Annotated in this window: 21 protein-coding genes; 4 read left to right on the top strand and 17 right to left on the bottom strand. The window is 63.5% G+C overall.

Going from position 1 to position 20,490, the window contains the following annotated elements; translation table 11 throughout:
- Window positions 1-61: 61 nt before the first annotated feature.
- Window positions 62-802: a rhomboid family intramembrane serine protease gene (locus tag V8V93_RS08635; RefSeq protein WP_338669954.1), complete on the bottom strand. Its 741-nt coding sequence runs from the start codon at window positions 800-802 to the stop codon at window positions 62-64.
- Window positions 799-2,484: a dephospho-CoA kinase gene (locus tag V8V93_RS08630; protein WP_338669953.1), complete on the bottom strand. Its 1,686-nt coding sequence runs from the start codon at window positions 2,482-2,484 to the stop codon at window positions 799-801. The genes V8V93_RS08635 and V8V93_RS08630 overlap by 4 nt, the downstream gene beginning before the upstream one ends.
- A gap of 171 nt (window positions 2,485-2,655) precedes the next feature.
- Between V8V93_RS08630 and upp the strand changes: the two genes are divergently transcribed.
- The 4 genes from upp (at window position 2,656) to V8V93_RS08610 (ending at window position 6,551) form a co-directional block, all read left to right on the top strand.
- Window positions 2,656-3,282, top strand: a complete 627-nt coding sequence (upp, locus tag V8V93_RS08625) for a uracil phosphoribosyltransferase (RefSeq protein WP_338669952.1) — start codon at window positions 2,656-2,658, stop codon at window positions 3,280-3,282.
- A 96-nt stretch (window positions 3,283-3,378) separates the two neighbouring features.
- Window positions 3,379-4,749, top strand: a complete 1,371-nt coding sequence (locus V8V93_RS08620; protein ID WP_338669951.1) for a uracil-xanthine permease family protein — start codon at window positions 3,379-3,381, stop codon at window positions 4,747-4,749.
- Between the two features lie 106 nt (window positions 4,750-4,855).
- Window positions 4,856-5,614: a glycosyltransferase family 2 protein gene (locus V8V93_RS08615; protein WP_338669950.1), complete on the top strand. Its 759-nt coding sequence runs from the start codon at window positions 4,856-4,858 to the stop codon at window positions 5,612-5,614.
- Window positions 5,615-5,717: 103 nt separating this feature from the next.
- Complete coding sequence (locus V8V93_RS08610) at window positions 5,718-6,551, top strand: mechanosensitive ion channel family protein (RefSeq protein ID WP_338669949.1); 834 nt, start codon at window positions 5,718-5,720, stop codon at window positions 6,549-6,551.
- 374 nt (window positions 6,552-6,925) lie between these two features.
- On the opposite strand, the gene hisA is transcribed toward V8V93_RS08610, so the two are convergent.
- From hisA to V8V93_RS08535, 15 genes are all read right to left on the bottom strand, one after another.
- Window positions 6,926-7,654: a 1-(5-phosphoribosyl)-5-[(5-phosphoribosylamino)methylideneamino]imidazole-4-carboxamide isomerase gene (gene hisA / locus V8V93_RS08605; protein WP_338669948.1), complete on the bottom strand. Its 729-nt coding sequence runs from the start codon at window positions 7,652-7,654 to the stop codon at window positions 6,926-6,928.
- A complete protein-coding gene (locus V8V93_RS08600; protein WP_338669947.1) occupies window positions 7,651-8,304 on the bottom strand; it encodes a hypothetical protein in 654 nt (217 codons plus the stop codon). The genes hisA and V8V93_RS08600 overlap by 4 nt, the downstream gene beginning before the upstream one ends.
- Complete coding sequence (gene hisB / locus V8V93_RS08595) at window positions 8,304-8,885, bottom strand: imidazoleglycerol-phosphate dehydratase HisB (RefSeq protein ID WP_338669946.1); 582 nt, start codon at window positions 8,883-8,885, stop codon at window positions 8,304-8,306. Before hisB ends, V8V93_RS08600 begins: the two co-directional genes overlap by 1 nt.
- 113 nt (window positions 8,886-8,998) lie before the next feature.
- Window positions 8,999-10,351 carry a twin-arginine translocase subunit TatC gene (tatC, locus tag V8V93_RS08590; RefSeq protein WP_338669945.1) on the bottom strand — a complete coding sequence of 451 codons (1,353 nt, stop codon included), beginning with the start codon at window positions 10,349-10,351 and terminating at the stop codon, window positions 8,999-9,001.
- Window positions 10,352-10,357: 6 nt separating this feature from the next.
- Window positions 10,358-10,699: a Sec-independent protein translocase protein TatB gene (gene tatB / locus V8V93_RS08585; RefSeq protein WP_338669944.1), complete on the bottom strand. Its 342-nt coding sequence runs from the start codon at window positions 10,697-10,699 to the stop codon at window positions 10,358-10,360.
- A gap of 35 nt (window positions 10,700-10,734) precedes the next feature.
- Window positions 10,735-12,279, bottom strand: a complete 1,545-nt coding sequence (guaA, locus tag V8V93_RS08580; RefSeq protein WP_338669943.1) for a glutamine-hydrolyzing GMP synthase — start codon at window positions 12,277-12,279, stop codon at window positions 10,735-10,737.
- A 70-nt stretch (window positions 12,280-12,349) separates the two neighbouring features.
- Window positions 12,350-13,804, bottom strand: a complete 1,455-nt coding sequence (gene guaB, locus V8V93_RS08575) for an IMP dehydrogenase (RefSeq protein WP_338669942.1) — start codon at window positions 13,802-13,804, stop codon at window positions 12,350-12,352.
- A gap of 73 nt (window positions 13,805-13,877) precedes the next feature.
- Window positions 13,878-14,585 carry an ABC transporter ATP-binding protein gene (locus V8V93_RS08570; protein WP_338670176.1) on the bottom strand — a complete coding sequence of 236 codons (708 nt, stop codon included), beginning with the start codon at window positions 14,583-14,585 and terminating at the stop codon, window positions 13,878-13,880.
- 1 nt (window position 14,586) lies between these two features.
- Entirely contained in the window at window positions 14,587-15,381 is a 795-nt protein-coding gene (locus V8V93_RS08565) for an ABC transporter ATP-binding protein (protein ID WP_338669941.1), read from the bottom strand.
- On the bottom strand, window positions 15,374-16,612 hold the full coding sequence (locus V8V93_RS08560) for an ABC transporter permease subunit (RefSeq protein ID WP_422394414.1): 1,239 nt from the start codon (window positions 16,610-16,612) through the stop codon (window positions 15,374-15,376). The genes V8V93_RS08565 and V8V93_RS08560 overlap by 8 nt, the downstream gene beginning before the upstream one ends.
- Window positions 16,613-16,709: 97 nt before the next feature.
- Entirely contained in the window at window positions 16,710-17,612 is a 903-nt protein-coding gene (locus V8V93_RS08555) for a branched-chain amino acid ABC transporter permease (protein WP_338669940.1), read from the bottom strand.
- An 82-nt stretch (window positions 17,613-17,694) separates the two neighbouring features.
- Window positions 17,695-18,873, bottom strand: a complete 1,179-nt coding sequence (locus V8V93_RS08550) for a branched-chain amino acid ABC transporter substrate-binding protein (RefSeq protein ID WP_338669939.1) — start codon at window positions 18,871-18,873, stop codon at window positions 17,695-17,697.
- Window positions 18,874-19,057: 184 nt separating this feature from the next.
- Window positions 19,058-19,660 (bottom strand): tetratricopeptide repeat protein, encoded by a 603-nt coding sequence (locus V8V93_RS08545; RefSeq protein ID WP_338669938.1) that lies wholly within the window; start codon window positions 19,658-19,660, stop codon window positions 19,058-19,060.
- Window positions 19,650-19,796, bottom strand: coding sequence for a CcmD family protein (locus V8V93_RS08540; RefSeq protein WP_338669937.1), 147 nt, complete (start codon window positions 19,794-19,796; stop codon window positions 19,650-19,652). Before V8V93_RS08540 ends, V8V93_RS08545 begins: the two co-directional genes overlap by 11 nt.
- A 30-nt stretch (window positions 19,797-19,826) precedes the next feature.
- Window positions 19,827-20,489 (bottom strand): cytochrome c biogenesis protein, encoded by a 663-nt coding sequence (locus V8V93_RS08535; RefSeq protein WP_338669936.1) that lies wholly within the window; start codon window positions 20,487-20,489, stop codon window positions 19,827-19,829.
- Between the last annotated feature and the right edge of the window lies 1 nt (window position 20,490).

Genomic DNA, 20,490 nt, shown 5'->3' with positions numbered 1-20,490 from the left:
GCCCGCCGGAGGCAAAAGCATCCGACCTTCGCCGCGAAGCGGCATCCGCACCTGATTTCTCTTAACCAGAAGTCGGCCCCGATTCCTCGGGGTCGTAGTCCTTGGTGTCCGGGTTGTAGCAGTAGCGGCACCGGCCGGGGCGGCGGAACCAGCGGATCAGGACGATCCCGGTCAGGAAGCCGCCCACGTGCGCCCACCAGGCCACGTTCTGCGCGCTGTGGACGGTGGAGTACACCCCGGAGATGATCTGCATGACGAACCAGAATCCCAGAAACAGGGATGCGGGGATGCGGAAGATGAAGGGGAAAAAGAAGACCGGGATCAGGGTCAGGACCTTGCCCTGGGGATAGAGCACGATGTACGCGCCCATGATCCCGGCGATGGCCCCGGACGCGCCGATGACCGGCATGGGCGAGGACCGCTCGAAGGCCATGTGCGTGGCCACGGCGGCCAGGCCACAGAGCACGTAGAAGAGCACGAACCAGCCGTGGCCGGTGACGTCCTCGATGTTGTCCCCGAAGATCCAGAGCATCCACATGTTCAGGATGACGTGCAGCCAGCCGCCGTGCAGGAACATGTAGGTCAGGAACGGCCAGCCCAGAGTATCCGGGAAGCCCGCCCAGGCCGCCCAGTCCGGCTCGAAGAACCGGGCCGGAACCACCCCGAACAGGTAGTAGATCCGCGTCCTGGCCTCGGGCGTCATGCTGTAGACGATCAGGAAGACGATGAAATTGACGGCGATGATGGACAACACGGCATAGGGCCGGGTCTCGCGCGGCACGTTGTCGCGGATGGGGATCACGCCTCGCCCCTCCCGGCCTGCTCTCCGGCCAGTTCACCGGCCAACTCGGGCCACAGCCTGTCCATCCAGTCCGCAAACTCCCGGTTGCGTTGCTCCCAGGCGGCGTTCGCGGTCTCGTCCAGATTGCGCGCCCCGGCGGCCAGCTCGGCCAGCCCCTTGTCGTTGTTCACGACCACGTCGCAGGCCGCGAGCTTGTCCGCCTCGGGCCACTGCCAGGAGTCGAACACGGCCAGGATCTCCGGCGAGAGGCGGCGGAGCTTGCGCAGCTCCCCGGTGCGCTTAGCCTCCGGGCAGTGTACACCGGCCACCAGGTCGACCATGCCGGACTTGTGCCAGCCCCCTTCCAGGAGCAGGGGAATCTCGGCATAGGCCACGGGCTCGTCGCGATGGACCTGGAAAAATGCCTCGCACTGGTGGCGGACCATGGGGTGGACCATGTCCATGACCTCGCGGCGCACGGCCTCGGACCCGCGCATGGCCGCGAACAGGCCCGGCTTGTCCACGCCGCCGTCGTCCAGGGTGTAGCGCCCGCCGAACCGCTGCTTGATCATGGCCGCGCCGTCGCCGCCCGGAGCGTATAGTCCGGCCACGGACTCGTCCGCCGAGAAACAGGGCCGTCCCAGGTCGCGCAAGGCCTTGAGCAGCGCGGACTTGCCGCCGCCCGGCATGCCCACGATGCCCACGCGCAGACACTCGCGGGTCAGCCCGGCGAAGAGCGTGCGGAAGTCCTCGGGCGGGGCCAGCCAGCGGGTCACCGGCTCGCCCGTGGCCGGATGGGGCACGGAGAGATAAAAGGCGTGGAGCATCTGGCGCGGGGCCAGGCCGGCCAGCCGGTCGGGCCGCCGCGACCACTCGGCGTTCTCGCGCGCGCCGTAGACCGCATCGCCGAGGAGCGGGTGGCCGATGTGGGCCATGTGCACGCGGATCTGGTGGGTCCGGCCGGTGTGGATGCGCACGGCCACCAGGGAGGCCAGGCCGCGCGGTCCGGTCCAGAGCACCCGGTAGTCGCTGCGGGCCTCGCGCCCGCCCTTGGGCAGCACGGCCATGCGCGTCTTGTGGTGCGGGTGGCGGCCCATGGGCGCGTCGATGGTTCCCCGGTCGGGCTCGGGGCACCCGTGGACCAGGGCCAGATAGACCTTGAAGGTCCTGCGCTCGGCGAAACTCGCGGACAGGGCCAGGCGCGCCGGTTCGGTCCGGGCCACGGCCATGAGCCCGGAGGTGTCCTTGTCCAGGCGGTGGACGATGCCGGGCCGCTGCGGGTCCATGGAGCTGTTCTCGGCCGCGATGTCCGGCCACCGATGAACAAGCAGGTTGACCAAAGTGGGGCCGGGTTCGCCGGGCGCGGGGTGGGTGGTCAGCCCCGCGGGCTTGACGACCACGAGCATGTCGGCGTCCTCGAACACGGCCTGGATGTCGCCCCGGACCGGTTCGGCCGCGAGCTCGCCCGGCTCGGGCCCGGCGGCCCGGATGGACACGGTCTGGCCCGGCATGAGCTTCCGGTTGCCCTTGGCCGCGACCTCGCCGTCGACAAGGGCCAGGCCGGACTCGACCCAGGCCTTGATACGGCCTCGGGAGACGCCCTCCCCGGCCAACTCGCGGCCCCAGAACTTGTCCAGGCGCAACCCAGCGTCTGCCTCTGGAACGGTCCGCTCCCACCGCTGTTCGGATTTCTCGTTCGTCATGGTCAAGGTGATATACCGGGAATCATTGGAAAGTAAAATTCAAATTGATTTTATGCATTCACCGTTGACAAAATTGGCTCTTGACCCTCTCCCGGCATCGGCTTAGAAAAAAGAAATTTTGCGCAATTGAAACTTTCTTTACATATAATCAAAACCCAAAGAGAGGCGAACATGGCCTTACACCTGGTCGACCACCCGCTTATCCGGCACAAGGTTGGTCTACTCCGTCAGCACGACATTTCCACCAGCCACTTCCGGACGCTGGCCAACGAGATCACCCGTCTGCTGACCTATGAGGCGACCAAGGATTTCGAGACCGAAAAGAAGACCATCAAGGGATGGGCGGGCAAGGTCGAGGTGGACTGCATCAAGGGCAAGAAGGTTACCGTGGTGCCCATCCTGCGCGCAGGCCTGGGCATGCTTGACGGCGTGTACGACATGATCCCCGGCGCCAAGGCGTCGGTTGTCGGCTTTTACCGCAACGAGGAGACGCTGGAGCCCGTCCAGTACTACGTCAAGCTGGCCAAGAACATCGAAGAGCGCATAGCCCTGATTCTGGACCCCATGCTGGCCACGGGCGGTACTCTGAACGCGACCATCAAGCTGCTCAAGGAAGCGGGCTGCAAGTCCATTCGCGGCCTGTTCCTGTGCGCCGCGCCCGAGGGCATCGAGCGCATCCTGACCGAACACCCCGACGTGGACATCTACACCGCGGCGGTGGACGAAAAATTGAACGACGTAGGCTATATCATCCCCGGTCTCGGTGACGCGGGGGACAAGATATTCGGAACCAAGTAGGCAAAGGGCACGCTGCACAGCGTGCCTTTTTTTGAGGCCAGAGGGGCAACACAGGAGTCGGGGGGCTCCGCAACCAAGAGAGAGGAGTGGGGAACGATGAGTGACGTGCATTCCACCGAGTACAATTTCAAACTGAAGGACGCGCTGCTGGGCGCGCAGATGCTCTTCGTGGCATTCGGCGCGCTGGTCCTGGTCCCGCTGCTGACCGGACTGGACCCGAACGTGGCCCTGTTCACTGCGGGCGCGGGCACCCTGCTGTTTCAGGTTATAACCCGAGGCAAGGTCCCGGTGTTCCTGGCGTCCAGCTTCGCCTTCATCGCGCCGATCATCTACGGCGTGCAAACCTGGGGCATCCCGTCCACCATGTGCGGCCTGGCGGGCGCAGGCGTGCTCTACGCCATCCTGAGCGTGCTCATCCGCATCTACGGCTCGGGCATGCTCCGCCGCGTGCTCCCGCCCGTGGTCACCGGCCCGGTGATCATGGTCATCGGCCTGATCCTGGCTCCCACCGCGGTGCACATGGCCATGGGCCGCACCGGCGACGGCTCGGCCTGGCTTGTGCCCAACAACACGGCCATGATCATCGCGGGCGTGGCACTGTTGACCACCATTTTTGCCTCTCTGCTGGGCAAGGGCTGGATCAAGCTGATCCCGATCATGCTCGGCATCGCCGCTGGTTACGCGACCTCCCTGATCCTGGACGCCACCGGCTTCACCGCGGCCCAGCAGGCCGCGTTCGATCCCGGCCAGCTCCAAAACTGGACTGCCCCTGCCCTGATCAGCTTCGGTAAGATCGCCGAGGCCCCGCTCCTGGAAATGCCCAAATTCACGTTCCCTACCTGGAACCTCGAAGCCATCCTGTTCATCGTGCCCGTGGCCATCGCCCCGGCCATTGAGCACTTCGGCGACATCCTGGCCATCGGCGGCATCTCCGGCAAGGACTACGTCAAGGACCCCGGCATCCAGAACACCCTGCTTGGAGACGGACTGGCCACTTCCCTGGCGGCCTGCCTAGGCGGCCCGCCGAACACCACCTACTCGGAGGTTTCCGGGGCCGTGGCCCTGACCCGCTCCTTCAACCCGGCCATCATGACCTGGGCGGCCATCACCGCCATCGTCCTGGCCTTCGTAGGCAAGCTCGGCTCGTTCCTGAATACCATCCCGGTGCCGGTCATGGGCGGCATCATGATCCTGCTCTTCGGTGCCATCACCGTCATCGGCATCAACACCCTGGTGCGCGCGGGCAACGACCTTATGCTGCCGCGCAACATGGCTATCGTGGCCATCATCCTGGTCTTCGGCATCGGCGGCATGAGTTTCGACCTGATCATCGTCAAGCTCGGCGGTATCGGCCTGGCCGGTATTGTGGGCGTCGTCCTGAACCTGATCCTGCCCTGCAAGGACTGCAACGAGCCGCTGCCCGACGAGGTCAACCCGTCCGGCCCGGACCACCACACCGACCTCTAATCCGCAATTGACCCAAGGCCCCTCTTCGCAGGAAGGGGGGCCTTTTTGTTTCGGATGGACCGAGCCGCGGATAGCGGCTATGATCCCCCTGCCCAAGGAGAAAACCATGCGCGAAACCGTGACCGGCCTGGTCCTGACCTTCAATGGCGAGCGGCTGCTCGAACAATGCCTCAAGTCGCTCGATTTCTGCGACGAACTGCTGGTGGTGGATTCGCAGTCCACGGACCGCACCCGCGAGATCGCGGAGAAGTGCGGCGCGCGGGTCGTGGTCCGGCCGTGGCCCGGCCCGGTGGACCAGTTCAACTTCGCGCTGAAGGAAATCAACACCGCCTGGGTGGTCTCGCTGGACCAGGACGAGTTCCTGACCGACGAACTGCGCGCGAACATCGAGGACAGGCTCACGGCCAACGAGCCGATAGCGGGCTATTACGTGCCCCGCAGCTCCTTTTATTTCAACCGGTTCATGAAGCACTCCGGGTGGTACCCGGACTACCTGTTCCGCGTCTTCCGCTCCGGCAAGATGGAGGTCACGGCCTCGGGCGCGCACTACCACTTCAACCCGATCGGCGAGACCGGGAAGCTGTCCGGCGACATCCTGCACTACCCCTACGAGTCCTTCCGGCAGCACATGGACAAGATCAACTACTACGCCGAGGAGGGCGCGGCCGCCCTGCGCGAAAAGGGCCGCAAAGGCGGCCCGGCCCGAGCCCTGCTCCACGCCGTGATGCGCTTCGTCAAGCTCTACCTGCTCAAGCTCGGCTTCCTGGACGGCACCGCCGGGCTGTGCAATGCGCTGGCCGGGTTCTACTACACCTTCCAGAAATACATCCGGGTGGAAGAGCGCGGAAAATGGGGCGACGGATAGGCGAAAAGGCATCGCCTTTTCCCCATAAAACTGTTCCGATATTCCTTACCTTGTGCTAAGAATCCTGACGACGAGATCACATCCCATCTTTTTCGGAGGAACCATGGACATCAATATCTCCCAACTGACCGATACCATTGTCGCTTACGTCACCCAGTACGGGCTGCGGATTATCGTGGCCCTGCTCATATTCATTATCGGGCGGATCATCGCCAAGGCCCTGGCCAACGGGATCAAGAAGAGCCTGATCAAAGCCAAGGTGGACGAGACGCTGGCCGTGTTCCTCAAAAACATCACCTATTACGCATTGATCGCCGCGGTGGTCATCGCGGCGCTCGGCCAGGCGGGCATCAACGTGACCAGCTTCCTGGCCGTACTCGGCGCCGCCGGTTTGGCCGTCGGCTTGGCCCTCAAGGACTCCCTGTCCAACTTTGCGGCGGGCGTCATGCTCATCCTGCTCAAGTTCTTCAAGAAGGGCGACTACGTCACCGCAGGCGGCCAGTCCGGCACGGTCACGGCCATCAACATCTTCAACACCGTGCTGACCACCCCGGACAACAAGGTCATCACCGTGCCCAACTCCGCCGTGCTCGGGGGGACCATCACCAACGTGACGGCCAACGACACCCGGCGCGTGGACATGACCTTCGGCATCGGCTACGACGACGACCTGCTCAAGGCCAAGAAGACCCTGGAGCGCATCGTGTCCGAGGAACCGCGCGTCCTGGCCGAGCCCGCCCCGGTCATCCAGGTCATGGAGTTGGCCGACTCCTCGGTCAACTTCGTGGTCCGCCCGTGGTGCAAGACCAGCGACTACTGGGGCGTGTACTTCGCCCTGACCGAAAAGGTGAAGCTGGTCTTCGACCAGGAAGGCATCTCCATCCCCTACCCCCAGCAAGACGTCCACATCTACCCTACTGGGGGAGACGCTGAATAAGGGGGGCGGCTTCCGATAGCCTATCCCGAGGACGATTTGACGGCTGAAGAAAGAGCCGCTGTCGGGTGCTGTGCACCCGAATCGCTCCAGAAGAATCAAAAATAGAGACCTCCGACTCATTGCTGAGTCAGAGGTCTTTTTTATTGCGTCTACCGCCCCGCGAAGCGGATGGAAAAAGTTTAGGAAAGGATGGGGATGGAGGCCGGGGAAGGGGAAGGGAAACCCTTTTCAAAGGGTTTCCCTTCCCCTTCCGCCTGTCGCTGCTGTCCTCAGCCGTAAGGCTCGAAGACTCGCCAACGGCTGGAGGCCCGGAGGCATAAAAAAAAAGGGCGACCGCTCGGCGGTCGCCCTTTTTTGATTGCGTGGTATCCGCCCTACTGCGCGTCGATCCATATGTTGGCCTCTTTGACGTCGAGGGTGCCGACGTAGATGGCGCGGCCGGATATGGCGCCTTCGAGGCCTTTTTTGGACAGGGGATAGAGATTCTTGATGTCATCGAGGGTATGGACGCCGCCGGCGGCGATGACCGGGACCGAAGTCTTGGCGCACAGGGCGGCCAGGGCGTCGAGGTTGACGCCGGTCTGCATGCCGTCACGGGCGATGTCGGTGTAGACGATGAAGCAGATGCCGTCCTTTTCCAGGCGCGGCAGGACGTCGTCGATGGTCAGGCCCGCGTCCTCGACCCAGCCCTTGGTCTTGAGTCTGCCGTCCACGGCGTCCAGGGAGACGCCGATGCGGCCGGGCAGGGCAGTGCACAGGTCGGAGAAGAGTTGCGGGTTCTCCAGGGCCATGGTGCCGATGATCAAGCGGCGCACGCCGGCCTCGATGTACTTCTTGGCCGTGGCGATGTCGCGGATGCCGCCGCCCAGCTGGACCGGGATGTCGATCTCGGAGCAGATGGCCTTGATCAGGTCGAAGTTCTTGGGCACGCCGGAGAAAGCCCCGTCCAGGTCCACCACGTGGAGGTAGCGCGCGCCGAGGTCTTCCCAGTAGCGCGCCTGGGCAACGGGGTCGGAGGCGAATACGGTGACCTCATCCTCCTTGCCCTGGGCCAGGCGGACGCATTCACCGTTCTTGATGTCGACAGCGGGAAAAAGAATCATAATCCGAGTTCCGTGAGTTTCTCGTCCATGCCGTCGCGGGCCAGGCGGGTGGCGGTCACCCACTTGCCGCCGCGGGCGGCGAACTTTTTGGCGTTGTAGAGGTTCTCCAGCAGGGACTGCTGGGTCTCCTCGTAGCGGGAGCGGATCATCCGCTCGTTCTTGACGTCGATGAGATAGAAGTCGATGGCCACCGAGGCCGGGGTCTCCACGCCGGCGTCGCTGCCGACTCGCTCGCGCCAGGTGGTCAACTGCGGGACGAGCAGATAGTCGGCCTGGATGCACTTGCCCACGCCGAGCCAGTATTTCCACGCGGACACGCGGGGCTTGCCGGAGTCCTCGAAAACGACCACGTCCTCGCACTGCCTGACGGCGTCCGGGGTGATGTAGTCAAAGACCTGGTGCTGCTGCAGGGTGTCGGCCAGGATCATGTCCAGAGTCTCGATGGTCCCTGCGGGCGCGGGCTTGCCTTCCTGGTCGAGGTAGCCCGCCAGGAGTTCCCAGTTGTAGGTGGGATTGGTGAACCCGGCCACGGCCAGCCTGCCCTCGGGACGCGGCACGGCGGCCGTCCGGGTGGACTTGCCGCAACCTGTCAGGGCCAGCAGGGCCAGGCCCGTGAGGGCCAGGGCGAAAAAGACAGCGGAACGTTTCATCAGTCGAGACTCCCTTTGGTGCTGGAAACCCCCTTGCGCCCGACGGTGGCCGCGCGAGACAGAGCCAGTCCCAGGGCCTTGAAGGCCGCTTCCAGCAGATGATGGCCGTTTTGGCCGTACTCGAATTTGACGTGCAGGTTCATGCCCGCTTTGTACGCCAGGGACTTCAAAAATTCACGCCAGACGTCCTTCTCTTCGCCCGCGACAAGGTCGGGCAACAGGGCGTCGTCATAGACGATGTAGGGGCGGCCCGAGAGATCCACGACCACTTCGGCCAGGGCCTCGTCCATGGGGACCTTGGCCGAGGCCACGCGGTTGATGCCCCGCTTGTCGCCCAGGGCCTCGGCAAGAGCCTGGCCCAGGCAGAGCCCGATATCCTCCAGGCTGTGGTGGGTGTCGATCTCCAGGTCGCCCTTGCAGGTCAGGTCCAGGTCGAACCCGGCCCAGAAGGCGCACAGGGTGAGCATGTGGTCGGCGAACCCGATGCCGGTGTCCACCGCCGCCTTGCCTTCACCGTCGAGGTTCAGGGTCAGCGATATGTCCGTTTCCTTGGTGGTCCGAGCCACTGTGGCCTGGCGCATGGCGCACTCCTTTCCTGTAGAACGTAAGCGTCATCCCCATACATAGAGGAAAAGACTAGAAAAATAAACAGGGCAGGCACCGACTTTTACGATGCCCGCCCTGATTGCGGTCGCTAGGGGGTCTCTTCCCCGTCTCCGTCTCCACCCTCTTCGGCAACGGCGTCCAGCTCGGCCTGGGCCTTTGCCTCGGCCTCGGCCTGCTTCTTGAGGTGGCGTTTCTCCTTCTTGCCGAAGAAGTAGGCCACCCAGATGCCGACCTCGTAAAGGACGACCAGAGGCCCGGCCATGAGACACTGGGTGAAGGGATCGGGCGGGGTCAGAATGGCCGCCAGGACAAAGGCACACAGGATGGCGTACTTGCGTTTCCTGCGCAATCCCGCGGACGAGACCATGCCCAGCCGGGCCAGGAAGAAGATGAACAGGGGCAGCTCGAAAACCAGGCCGAAGGCGAACAGGAGCTTCAGGCAGAAACTCAGGTATTCGTTGAGCTTGGGAACGAACTGAATGCCCGCGTTGGAAAACCCGGCAAAGAATTCAAAGGCATAGGGGAAGACCTGGAAATAGCCGAACAGCGCACCGCCGGTGAAGAACATCCCGGAGAACAGGGCCATGGGCACCATCCACTTGCGCTCGTGCGAGTAGAGCCCCGGGGCGATGAAGCCCCAGATCTGGGCGAACACGTACGGGCTGACCAGGAAGATGCCGGCCACGATGGAGATCTTGATGTGCGCGAAAAAGGCCTCGGCCGGGTAGGTGTACTGAAAGTGCCCTTCCCTGGCCACGGCCATGAGCGCCTTTTGCAGGGCGGCCATGAAGATCTGCATCTGCTCGGGGTGGTTGAACCCGTTGGCGGAGAGCATCTTCTCGAAGACCGTGCCGAACTGCTGGTAAAACTCCGGGGTCAGCAACGGAGCGGTGGCCGCCGCCTGTTTCTGGAAGACGTCCACCATGGGCTGCATGAGGATGTCGAACATCTGCCCGGCAAAGGAATAACAGGCGACCATGCCCACGCACACGGCCAGCGCCGCGCGGGTCAGCCGGGACCGCAGCTCGCCGAGATGGTCGAGCAGGGACATCTGGGCCCCCTCGCCCTCCTCGGGCTCTTCGGGCTCGTCTTCCTCGTCGTCCTCGGGCTCGTCATCGGGCTCTGCGGCCGGATCGTCGTCCGAACCGTCCCCGCCGTCTCCGCCATCGCCACCTTCGGCCGGAACGGCCGTCGCGGCGTACACCTCGGGCGGTTCGGGCGAGGCGACCTCGTCGCCGCCCTCGCCGCTCCCGTCGGAACCGTCCGCGTCTTCGGGAGCCTTCTCGGCCTCCGCCTCGGCGGACTCTTCCGGTTCAGCGCCTTCCCCGTCGTCCGGGGACGGGCTCTCGTCGATCAGGGTCGGGTCCTCTTCCGGCTCGATGGTCTTCTTGGAAACAGGTTCCTCTTCGGGCCCTTTGACGTCGTCTTTGTCGGAACTCATCGGGACCTAGGCCTTTTTCTCTTCGGGCTCGACGCTGTCGGCCGTTTCGGCCTGGGCTTCGGGGGCCGGGGACTCCGCCTCGGGGGCCGGGGACTCGGCGGCAGCCTCCTGCTTGGCCTTCTCGGCCTTGCGGCGGGCCAGCTCGGCGTCCACTTCCTTCTTGCGGGCAGCGGCCTCGGCCTTGGTAACCTCATCGTCCAGGGTGGACTTGACCTCGTTGCCGACGCGCTTGAACTCGGCCACGCCCTTGCCCAGAGAGCGGAGCAGCTCGGGCAGCTTCTGGGGGCCGATGACGATGAGCGCCACCACGCAGATAATCAGTAATTCGGGTCCGCCTATTCCAAACATATGCTCACCTGGGTAATCGGTTTAATCTTCGAGGGCTATTCCCACTCAATGGTGCTCGGCGGCTTGGAGGAGATGTCCAGAACCACCCGGTTGACGCCCTTGACCTCCCGGATGATCCGGTTGGACATGCGGGCCAGCAGCTCCGACGGGAGCCGGGACCAGTCCGCGGTCATGGCGTCCAGGGAATCGACGATGCGCAGGGCGATGACGTTCTCGTAGGTCCGGTCGTCGCCCATGACGCCAACGGTCTTGAGCGGCAGGAGCACCGCGAAACCCTGCCAGACCTTGCGGTACCAGTCCGCGGCGATCATCTCGTTCTGGACGATCTTGTCGGCCAGGCGGAGGATCTGGAGCCGCTCCTCGGTGACTTCGCCGATGACGCGGATGGACAGGCCCGGACCGGGGAACGGCTGGCGCCAGATGATGTGCTCGGGCAGGCCGAGTTCATAAGCGGCGCGGCGCACCTCGTCCTTGAACAGCTCGCGCAAGGGTTCCACCAGCTTGAGGTTCATCTTCTCGGGCAGGCCGCCCACGTTGTGGTGGGATTTGATCACGGCCGAGGGGCCCTTGAAGGATTCGGACTCGATGACGTCCGGGTACAGGGTGCCCTGCCCCAAAAACTCCACGCCCTCGATGGCCTTGGCCTCGCGGTCGAAGATCTCGATGAACTTGTAGCCGATGAGCTTGCGTTTCTTCTCCGGGTCCTCGACCCCCTTGAGGTCGGCCAGGAACTCGGCGGACGCGTCGACCATCTTGACGTTGAGGTCGAAGTGCTCGGCCAAAAAGCCGATGACCTCCTCGCGCTCGCCCATGCGCAGCAGCCCGTTGTCCACGAAGATGCAGTGCAGGTTCTTGCCGATGGCCTTGTGCAGCATGACCGCGGCCACGGTGGAGTCGATGCCGCCGGACAGGCCGAGCACGACCTTGGCATCGCCGACCTGCTCCTTCAGGGCCTCGATGGTCGTGTCCACGAAGGAGGACATGGACCAGGTCGCCTCCAGCCCGGCCACCTTGAACAGGAAGTTCTGGATGATCAGCGAGCCGTCCGTGGTGTGAGCCACCTCGGGGTGGAACTGCAGGGCGTAGATCTTTTTCTCGACGTTGCCCATGGCCGCGAACTCGATGGAGTCGGACCGGCCCATGGACACGAACCCCTCGGGCAGGGCCTCGACCCGGTCGCCGTGGGACATCCATACAGTCAGGTCGTCCTTGTCCTTCACCCCGTCGAACAGGATGGAGTCGTTCTGGGCGTAGAACTGGGCCCGCCCGTATTCGCGGTCGGTGGAAGCCACCACCCGGCCGCCGAGATTGTGGGCCAGCAGTTGCATGCCGTAGCAGATGCCCAGCACGGGAATGCCCATGTCGAGATATTCCATGTTCAATGCGGGACAGCCGCCTTCCAGGACGCTGGACGGACCGCCGGACAGGATCAGGGCCGAGGGTTTGAACGCCTTGACCCGTTCGGGGTCGACGTTGCAGGGGTGGATCTCGGAATACACCCCGGCTTCGCGCACTCGGCGTGCGATCAGCTGAGTGAACTGGCTGCCAAAATCAAGGATGAGTACTCTGTTGTCGTGCATGCGTTTCTCTCTAATTCACAATGGGAGAAATGAAAAGGCGAATTACCATTCCCGCGCCGGGCACCGGCGGCTAGCCGTCGCCCCGGTAGTTCGGCGATTCCTTGGTGATGGTCACATCGTGGACGTGGGATTCGCGCAGGCCGGCCGAGGATATCTGGACCATGTGCGACTTCTCGAACAACTCGGTGATGCTGGCCGAACCGGTGTAGCCCATGCCCGAGCGCAGGCCGCCGATGAACTGATACAGGGACTCGCCCACCTTGCCGCGGTACGGCACCCGGCCGACGATGCCCTCGGGAACCAGTTTCTTGGACTTCTCCTGGAAGTAGCGGTCCGAGCTGCCCTTCTTCATGGCGTCGATGGAGCCCATGCCGCGGTACTGCTTGTAGGTCCGGCCCTGGTACAGGATGGTCTCGCCCGGGGACTCCTCGGTGCCGGCCAGGACCGAGCCCATCATGCAGGAGTTCGCGCCCACGGCCAGCGCCTTGACCACGTCGCCGGAGTACTTGATGCCGCCGTCCGCGATGATGCACTTGTCGGCCTCGCGCGCCGCGCGGCTGGCTTCCATGACCGCCGTGATCTGGGGCACGCCCACGCCCGCCACCACACGGGTGGTGCAGATGGAGCCGGGGCCGATGCCGACCTTGACCGTGTCCACGCCCGCCTCGATGAGCGCCTTGGCGCCCTCGTAGGTGGCCACGTTGCCGCCCACGAGCTGGAGGGAGGGGAAGGCGGCGCGCAGTTCGCGCGTGGCCTTGAGGATGTTCTCGGAGTGGCCGTGGGCCGAATCGAGGACCAGGAAGTCTGCGCCCGCGTGCAGCAGGGCCTCGGACCGGGACAGGCAGTCCTTGCCGATGCCGATGGCCGCGCCGACCAGCAGGCGTCCCCGCGAGTCCTTGACCGCGTCGGGGTACTTCTTGTGCTTGTTGATGTCCTTGATGGTGATCAGCCCCTTCAGGCGGTTCTCCTCGTCGACCACGAGCAGCTTCTCGATGCGGTGCTGGTGCAGCTTGCGCTTGGCCTCCTCGTTGTCGATGCCCTCGGGCACGGTGATCAGGTCGCGGGAGGTCATCAGTTCGGAGACCAGGGACTTGTCGTCCTGGACGAAGCGGATGTCGCGGTTGGTGATGATGCCCACCAGGTGGTCGCCCTTGACCACGGGCAGGCCGGAAATGCGGTACTCGCTCATGATCGACTTGACCTTGCCCAGGTCGTCGTCGGGGTGGACCGTGATCGGGTCGGAGATCATGCCGGATTCGGACTTCTTGACCCGGTCGATCTCCCGCGCCTGTTCGCGCACGGACATGTTCTTGTGGATCACGCCCGCGCCGCCGTGGCGGGCCATGGAAATGGCCATGCGGGACTCGGTAACCGTGTCCATGGCCGCTGAGAGCAGCGGAATATTCAGCTTGAGCTCCGGTGTAAGATAGGTGGACACGTCAACGGCGTCGGGCAGGACATTGGAATAGCCCGGCAACAACAGGACATCGTCAAAGGTCAGTGCTTTATCGAGTATTTTGCTCATGTCATTCCTCCAGAGCGTTTTGCTGATCATATATGACAAGGCCGAGCGTAGCGCCCGGCCTCGGTGGTTTCCATTATAGACCCAGGTAGGCCCGTTTTACCTGCTCGTCCGCGAGCAGCTTGTCGCAGGTGTCCGAGAGGACGACCCTCCCGTTCTCCATGACGTACCCCCGGTGGCCTATCTTGAGCGCCAGGTTGGCGTTCTGCTCCACCAGGAAGATGGTCGTGTTGTTCTCGCTGTTGACCTTCTTGATGATCTCGAAGATCTGCTTGACCACCAGCGGGGCCAGCCCCATGGACGGCTCGTCCAGGAGCAGGAGCGCGGGCCGGGCCATCAGCGCCCGGCCGATGGCCAGCATCTGCTGCTCGCCGCCGGACAGGGTGCCGCCCTGCTGCCTGCGCCGCCTCGCCAGAATGGGGAACAGGTCGAAACAATAGTCCATGTCCCGCTTGATCTCGGCCTTGTTGGTGCGCATGAACGCGCCCATGTCCAGGTTCTCCTGGACGGTCAGTTCGGGGAAGATCAGGCGGCCTTCGGGCACCTGGCAGATGCCCTGGCTGACGATGATGTTGGGGGCGAGCCTGGTGATGTCGTCGTCCTGGTACAGGACCTGGCCGTTGCGGGCCTGGACCACGCCGCAGATGGTCATCAGCGTGGTGGATTTGCCCGCCCCGTTGGCCCCGATCAGGGTGATGATCTCGCCCCGGTCGACATACAGGTTGACGTCGTACAGGGCCTGGATGTTGCCGTAAAAGCTGTCGACGTTCTTCAGTTCGAGCATCCTAGTCATCGTGTTCCTCCCCGAGGTAGGCCTTGATGACCTCCGGATTCGCCGCGATCTCCTCGGGCGTGCCGTCCGCGATCATGCGCCCGTAGTCCAGGACGTAGATGCGGTCGGACATGGACATGACCATCTTCATGTCGTGCTCGATGAGCATGATCGAGATGTTGAATTTTTCGCGTATGCTGATGATCAGGTCTTCCAGGTCCCGGGTCTCCTGCGGGTTCATGCCCGCGGCGGGCTCGTCCAGGAGCAGGAGGAACGGGTCCGTGGCCAGGGCGCGGGCTATCTCGAGCCTGCGCTGCTTGCCGTAGGGCATGTTCGTGGCCAGCTCGTTGACGAACTCCTTCAGGCCGACCAGGTCCAGCAGGTCGTAGGCCTTCTGGACGACCGTCCGCTCTTCGCGGCGGGTGGCCCGGTTGCGGGAGATGGCCCCCCATATGGAGGACTTGGTCCGGCAGTGGGTGCCGATCATGACGTTTTCGAGCGCGGTCATGGACGGGAACAGGCGGATGTTCTGGAAGGTCCGGGCCATGCCCAGCTCGGTCACGATATTGGGCTTCTTGCCGTTGATGCGCCGGGTCTTGCCTTGGGCCTCGGGATCGATGAGGACGTCGCCCGAGGTCGGGGTGTAGATGCCGGTGATACAGTTGAAGAAGGTCGTCTTGCCCGCCCCGTTGGGGCCGATGAGGGCGACGATCTCCTTGTCGTTGACCACCAGGTCGACCTCGTCCAGGGCGCGGATGCCCCCGAAGTCCTTGCTCACGGCGTTGACGTTCAGGACAGGATTACTCATGGACGGCCTCCGCCTCTGCGACCTTGTACTCGTAGATCTTGCGCTTGGCGCTGATCAGCCCCTGGGGCCGGAAGACCATGACCAGGACCATGATGGCCCCGAAGAGGAGCATGCGGAACTGGGCGAACTCGCGCAGGTACTCGGGCACCAGGATGAGGATGACGGCCCCGGCGATGACGCCCCGGATGGAGCCCATGCCGCCGATGACCACGATGGACAGGATGATGGCCGATTCCCAGAAGGTGAACGAGGCCGGGTTGATGAAGGTCGTCTTGGCCGCGAAGACCACGCCGGCCATGCCCGCCCAGGTGGCGCCCAGGGCAAAGGCCATGAGCTTGGTCTTCATCTTGTCGATGCCCATGGCCTGGCAGGCGATCTCGTCCTCGCGCAGGGCCAGCCAGGCGCGCCCGATGCGGGAGTTCTGCAGCCGGTTGACGCAGAAGATGGTGAAGACCATCAGCCCGACCATGATGTAAAACATGTATTGGGTGGACCCGACCACGCCGAGGTTGACCCCGAACAGGCTGGGCCGGGCGATGGAGGAAATGCCGGAGGGCCCCATGGTCACGTCGCCCCAGTTCTCGAGGACCAGCCGGATGATCTCGCCGAAGCCCAGGGTGACGATGGCCAGATAATCGCCGCGAAGCCGGAGGACCGGAAAGCCGAGGAGGATGCCGAGCACGGCCCCGAGGACCGCGCCCACGGGCAGCATGTACCAGAAGCCGATGCCCCAGTGCATGTTGCACAATGCGTAGGCGTATGCGCCCACGGCGTAGAAAGCCACGTACCCGAGATCAAGCAGACCGGCCAGGCCGACCACGATGTTCAGGCCCAGCCCGAGCACGATGTAGACCAGGCAGGAGATCATGATGTTGGTCTGGTAGAGGTCGAAGACCCAGGGGTAGACACCAGCGAGCAAGGCCAACAGGCCGAGGGCGGTGTACCTGAAGACCGGGAGCGACTGGAGGCGGGTCAGCATGGACTCGACCTTGGTCTCGTCCTGCGAATCGTCCTTCTTGAGCTCCTTGCGCGCCAGCAGCCAGCGCCAGACGAAGGACCCGAAGAAGATGGCCAGGGCCACGTACCCGATCCTGCTCCAGTGCCAGACCACCGTGTGCTCGATGGTGTTCACCCGGATGACCATGATCGGGAAAGTCAGGAAGACGAACCACAGGGCCACCAGGAACGACTTCCGGACCGCGTGGGCGTAGCCGTCGCACCCTGCGGTCAGGAAGAACCTGATGAAGCTCTGGTTCGTGGTTTTGCTATCAATGCTCACTGTATATTCCTTGCGCGGTGAGCGGCCGTCAGGGCCGCGATGATCCCGGTTAGACCTTCTGGGTCTTTTCCTTGCCCATGATGCCCGACGGCCTGAAGATCAGGATGAGGACGAGCAGCAGGAAGGCGAAAACGTCCTCGTAGTCCGAGGAGACGTAGCCGGTGGCAAAGGCCTCGGTCAGGCCGAGGACCAGGCCGCCGAGCATGGCCCCGGGCAGGGAGCCGATGCCGCCGAGCACCGCGGCGGTGAACGCCTTGATGCCCGCGATGAAACCTATGTAGTAGTTGATCTGGCCGATGTGTGAGGCGATGAGCACGCCGCCCACGGCCGCCAGGCTGGAGCCGATGATGAAAGTCGCGGAGATGACCATGTCCACGTTGATGCCCACCAGCATGGCCATCTTGCGGTTCTGGGCCGTGGCCCGCATGGCCTTGCCCAGTTTGGTGAACTTGATGAACAGCGTCAGCCCCACGCAGGAGGCGATGGTGGCCAGGATGATGACCAGCTCGGCCGAACTCATGATAGAGCCCGCCTTGTCCATGAAGTCGAAATGCGGAATGAGCTCGGGAAAGGGCAGGAAGTCCGAGGTCTGGGCGAGCATCACGTAGTTCTGCAGGAAGATCGACATGCCGATGGCGGAAATGAGCGGGGACAGCCGGGGGGCGCTGCGCAGCGGCTTGTAGGCCATCTTCTCGATGGTGAACCCGTAGGCCGCCGCCCAGATGACCGCGCACACGAGGGCGATGACCAGGATGGCGGAGACCGGAAAGCCCAGCATGGTCAGCAGCCCGGCCACGATGAGCCCAGTGAAGGCGCCGATCATGTAGATCTCGCCGTGGGCGAAGTTGATCAGCTCGATGATGCCGTAGACCATGGTGTAGCCCAGGGCGATCAGAGCATAGATGCTGCCGCGGGTGAGTCCACCCATGAACAGCTCAAGGAAATATTCCATTGTCGTGATTCCTGTTCATTAAATAAATCCAGGGGACAGGCTTTGGCCCGTCCCCTGGTCTAATCCGTTTGGAAGCCTATATCTACTTGACTTCCACGTACTTGCCGTCTTTCACCTGGTAGACGGCGAAGCCGACGCCCTCGGCGTCACCCTTGGCGTCGAACTTGATCTTGCCCACCGGGGTGTCGACGTAGGAGGTATGCAGGGCATCGATCATCTTGTTGTAATCGGTGCCGCCGGCAACCTTGACCGCGTTCAGCAAAGCCAGGGCCGCGGAGTAGGCCTCGGGGAAGAACGGGCCGGGATCGGTGCCGAACTTGGCCTTGTGGGCGGCGACGGCTTCCTGGTACAGCGGGTTGCTGGAGAAGTCCATGGGGCCGGTGGCGTAGACGCCCTCGGCGTACTTGCCGGCGACCTTGATGAAGGTGTCGTCCTTCACGCCGTCATCCGACATGAACGGGATGTCCAGGCCCTTCTTGCGCATGCCGGTGACGATCTTGGAGGCTTCCGGATGGTAGCCGCCGAAGATGACGCCTTCGGCTCCGGAGCCCTTGATCTTCTGGACCACGGCGGAGTAGTCCACCGCGCCGGGGGTCACGCCCTCGAACAGGACCTGCTCGATGGCCGGGTCGGCATCGATGAACTGCTTGCAGAAAGAGGCGAAGCCCTTGCCGTAGTCACCCTTGTCGTGGATGATGGCGACCTTTTTCAGGCCGAGCGACTTGGCAAAGGAGACTTCCAGGGCGGCCTGGGCGTCGTCCGGAGCGATGGTCCGGAAGAAGTTCGGGTACTCGCCGGACTGGGTCAGCGGCGGGTTGGTGGCGGACGGAGACATGACCACGATCTTGCCGGACAGGTAGATGGGCAGCGCGGCCTTGGTGGCGCCGGAGCAAATGTGGCCCAGGACGATCTTCACGCCGTCGGAGAGCAGCTTGGTGGCGACGTTGGTGGCCAGTTCGGGCTTGCACTGGTCATCCTGCGGCATGACCTCGACCATGGCGCCGTTCACGCCGCCGGCGGCGTTGACCTTGTCGGCCACCAGCTTGGCGGCGTTGACGGTGGGCAGGCCGTAGGAGGCCAGGTCGCCGGAATGGGCGCCGGCAACACCAAGGACGAGCTTCTTGGCCGGAGCGGCGACCTCTCCGGTCTCCACGTCGGCCTTTTCGTCGTGTTTCTCATCCTTCTTCGCTTCGCCGCCACAGGCAGCCAGCATGGCCGCCATGACGAGACACAGAGCTATCAGACTCAGTTTGACTCTCATGCTACCTCTCCTCGAAATGTATAAGGGTTCGTTACCACTCAATGTGCTAAACCAATAGACCGCTGGAAATACCGTCTCCAGCGGATAAAGCCACGGAATGTGACATTGTAGTTATTTTCAGTTTCTTGTCAATCATATCCGGGGCTGTGTTACAGGATACAACGCATTTGAATGATTGACGATCCTATTTGCCCAATTCCTGGCGGGCCAGCTTGAGCATTTCCGCATCTTGTTTTTCCAGAGCCAGGACCTTTTCGAAGTATGTTTGGGCAATATCCGGTTTTTTGAAATAATGCTTGTAAATCACGCCCAAATTGAAAAGCGCGAGGGTATCCTCGGGATCGATCTTGAGGATGGCTTCGTAGGCCTCGCTCGCCTTGGTGTATTCTTCCTTGTTGAAGTAGGCGATGCCCACGGCCTTGAGGACCGAGGTGTCGTCCGGCCTGAGCTTGCGGGCCTTTTCCAGCGGTTCCAGGGCGCGGTCCCAGGCGCGCATCATCAGAAACGAGTTGCCCAGGCCCACCAGGGCCTCCACGTCGTCGGGGTTCTTCTTCACCCGCTCCAGGTACTCCTTGACCCTGGACATGGCCCCGCTCACGGCCCCGCCCATGGCCGGCGCGCCTTCGTCCCCGCCCGCGTCGGCGAAACTGCGAGAGGGTTGGGACTTCACGAACAGGTTGGGATTGTTCATGCGGTACAGGAAGCTGGTCGCAAACATGGCAGCCAGGGCCAGGAACACGGCCAGGATGACGGCCTTGCGACCAAACGGGACGCGGTTATCCGTCATGCTCGTCCCCCAGCAGTTCCAGTTGGCGGATGCGCTTTTCGAGCCCGGCCGAACGCGAGGCCAGGAAGGCGAGATAGCCGGCCACGCCGAGCCAGACGGCCACGTTGGCGATGAAGATATAGACGGTTGCGGACATGGTGTATCCCCTGCGTTTTTGCGTACGTTGTTATTCCTCGTCCCAGACGAGCATGGCCTCGAGCCGGGCCTTCTGGCCGAGCTGACGGATGCGGGTCAGGAGCATGGCCCCCCAAAGGAGCCCGAAGGCGAAGAGCCCGGCAAAGACCGTGTGCCACATGCGCACCTCCATGCCCGAGCCCTGCCGGGCCAGGCCATCGGGATGGGCGCTGCCCCAGAGCTTGGCCGCAAAGAAGACCAGCGGCACGTCCAGGAAGGCGACGATGCCGAGCACGGCGCAGACCAGGGCCTTGCGGTCGCGGCCCATGGGGGTGTTCCGCAGGACCAGGTATCCGGCGTAGACGTACCACATGATCAGCGCGGTGGTCAGCTTCGGGTCCCACAGCCACCAGTGGCCCCACTCGGCCCGTGCCCAGGTGGACCCGGAGATCAGGGTCATGGTCGCGAAGAGCACGCCCAACTCCCCGGCCCCGGCCGCCACCCGGTCGAATCGGTCGTTGCGCGTGAACAGGTAGAGGATGGAGGCCACGAAGACCACGAAAAAGGAGACCAGTGCCCACCAGGAGCACGGCAGGTGCATGTAGAAGATCTTCTGCACCGGCCCGGACTGGGCGATGGGCGCGTAAAACCAGATCATGGCCTGGTGCGCCACCAGGGCGATGCCGGCCAGGACGGCCAGGATGGAAACTTTCATA

The sequence above is a fragment of the Pseudodesulfovibrio sp. 5S69 genome (assembly GCF_037094465.1).
In the GTDB taxonomy this organism is placed as follows: Bacteria; Desulfobacterota; Desulfovibrionia; order Desulfovibrionales; family Desulfovibrionaceae; genus Pseudodesulfovibrio; species Pseudodesulfovibrio methanolicus.
The sequence above is the reverse complement of the archived record's forward strand: the minus strand, read 5'-3'. Positions and strand labels throughout refer to the sequence as shown.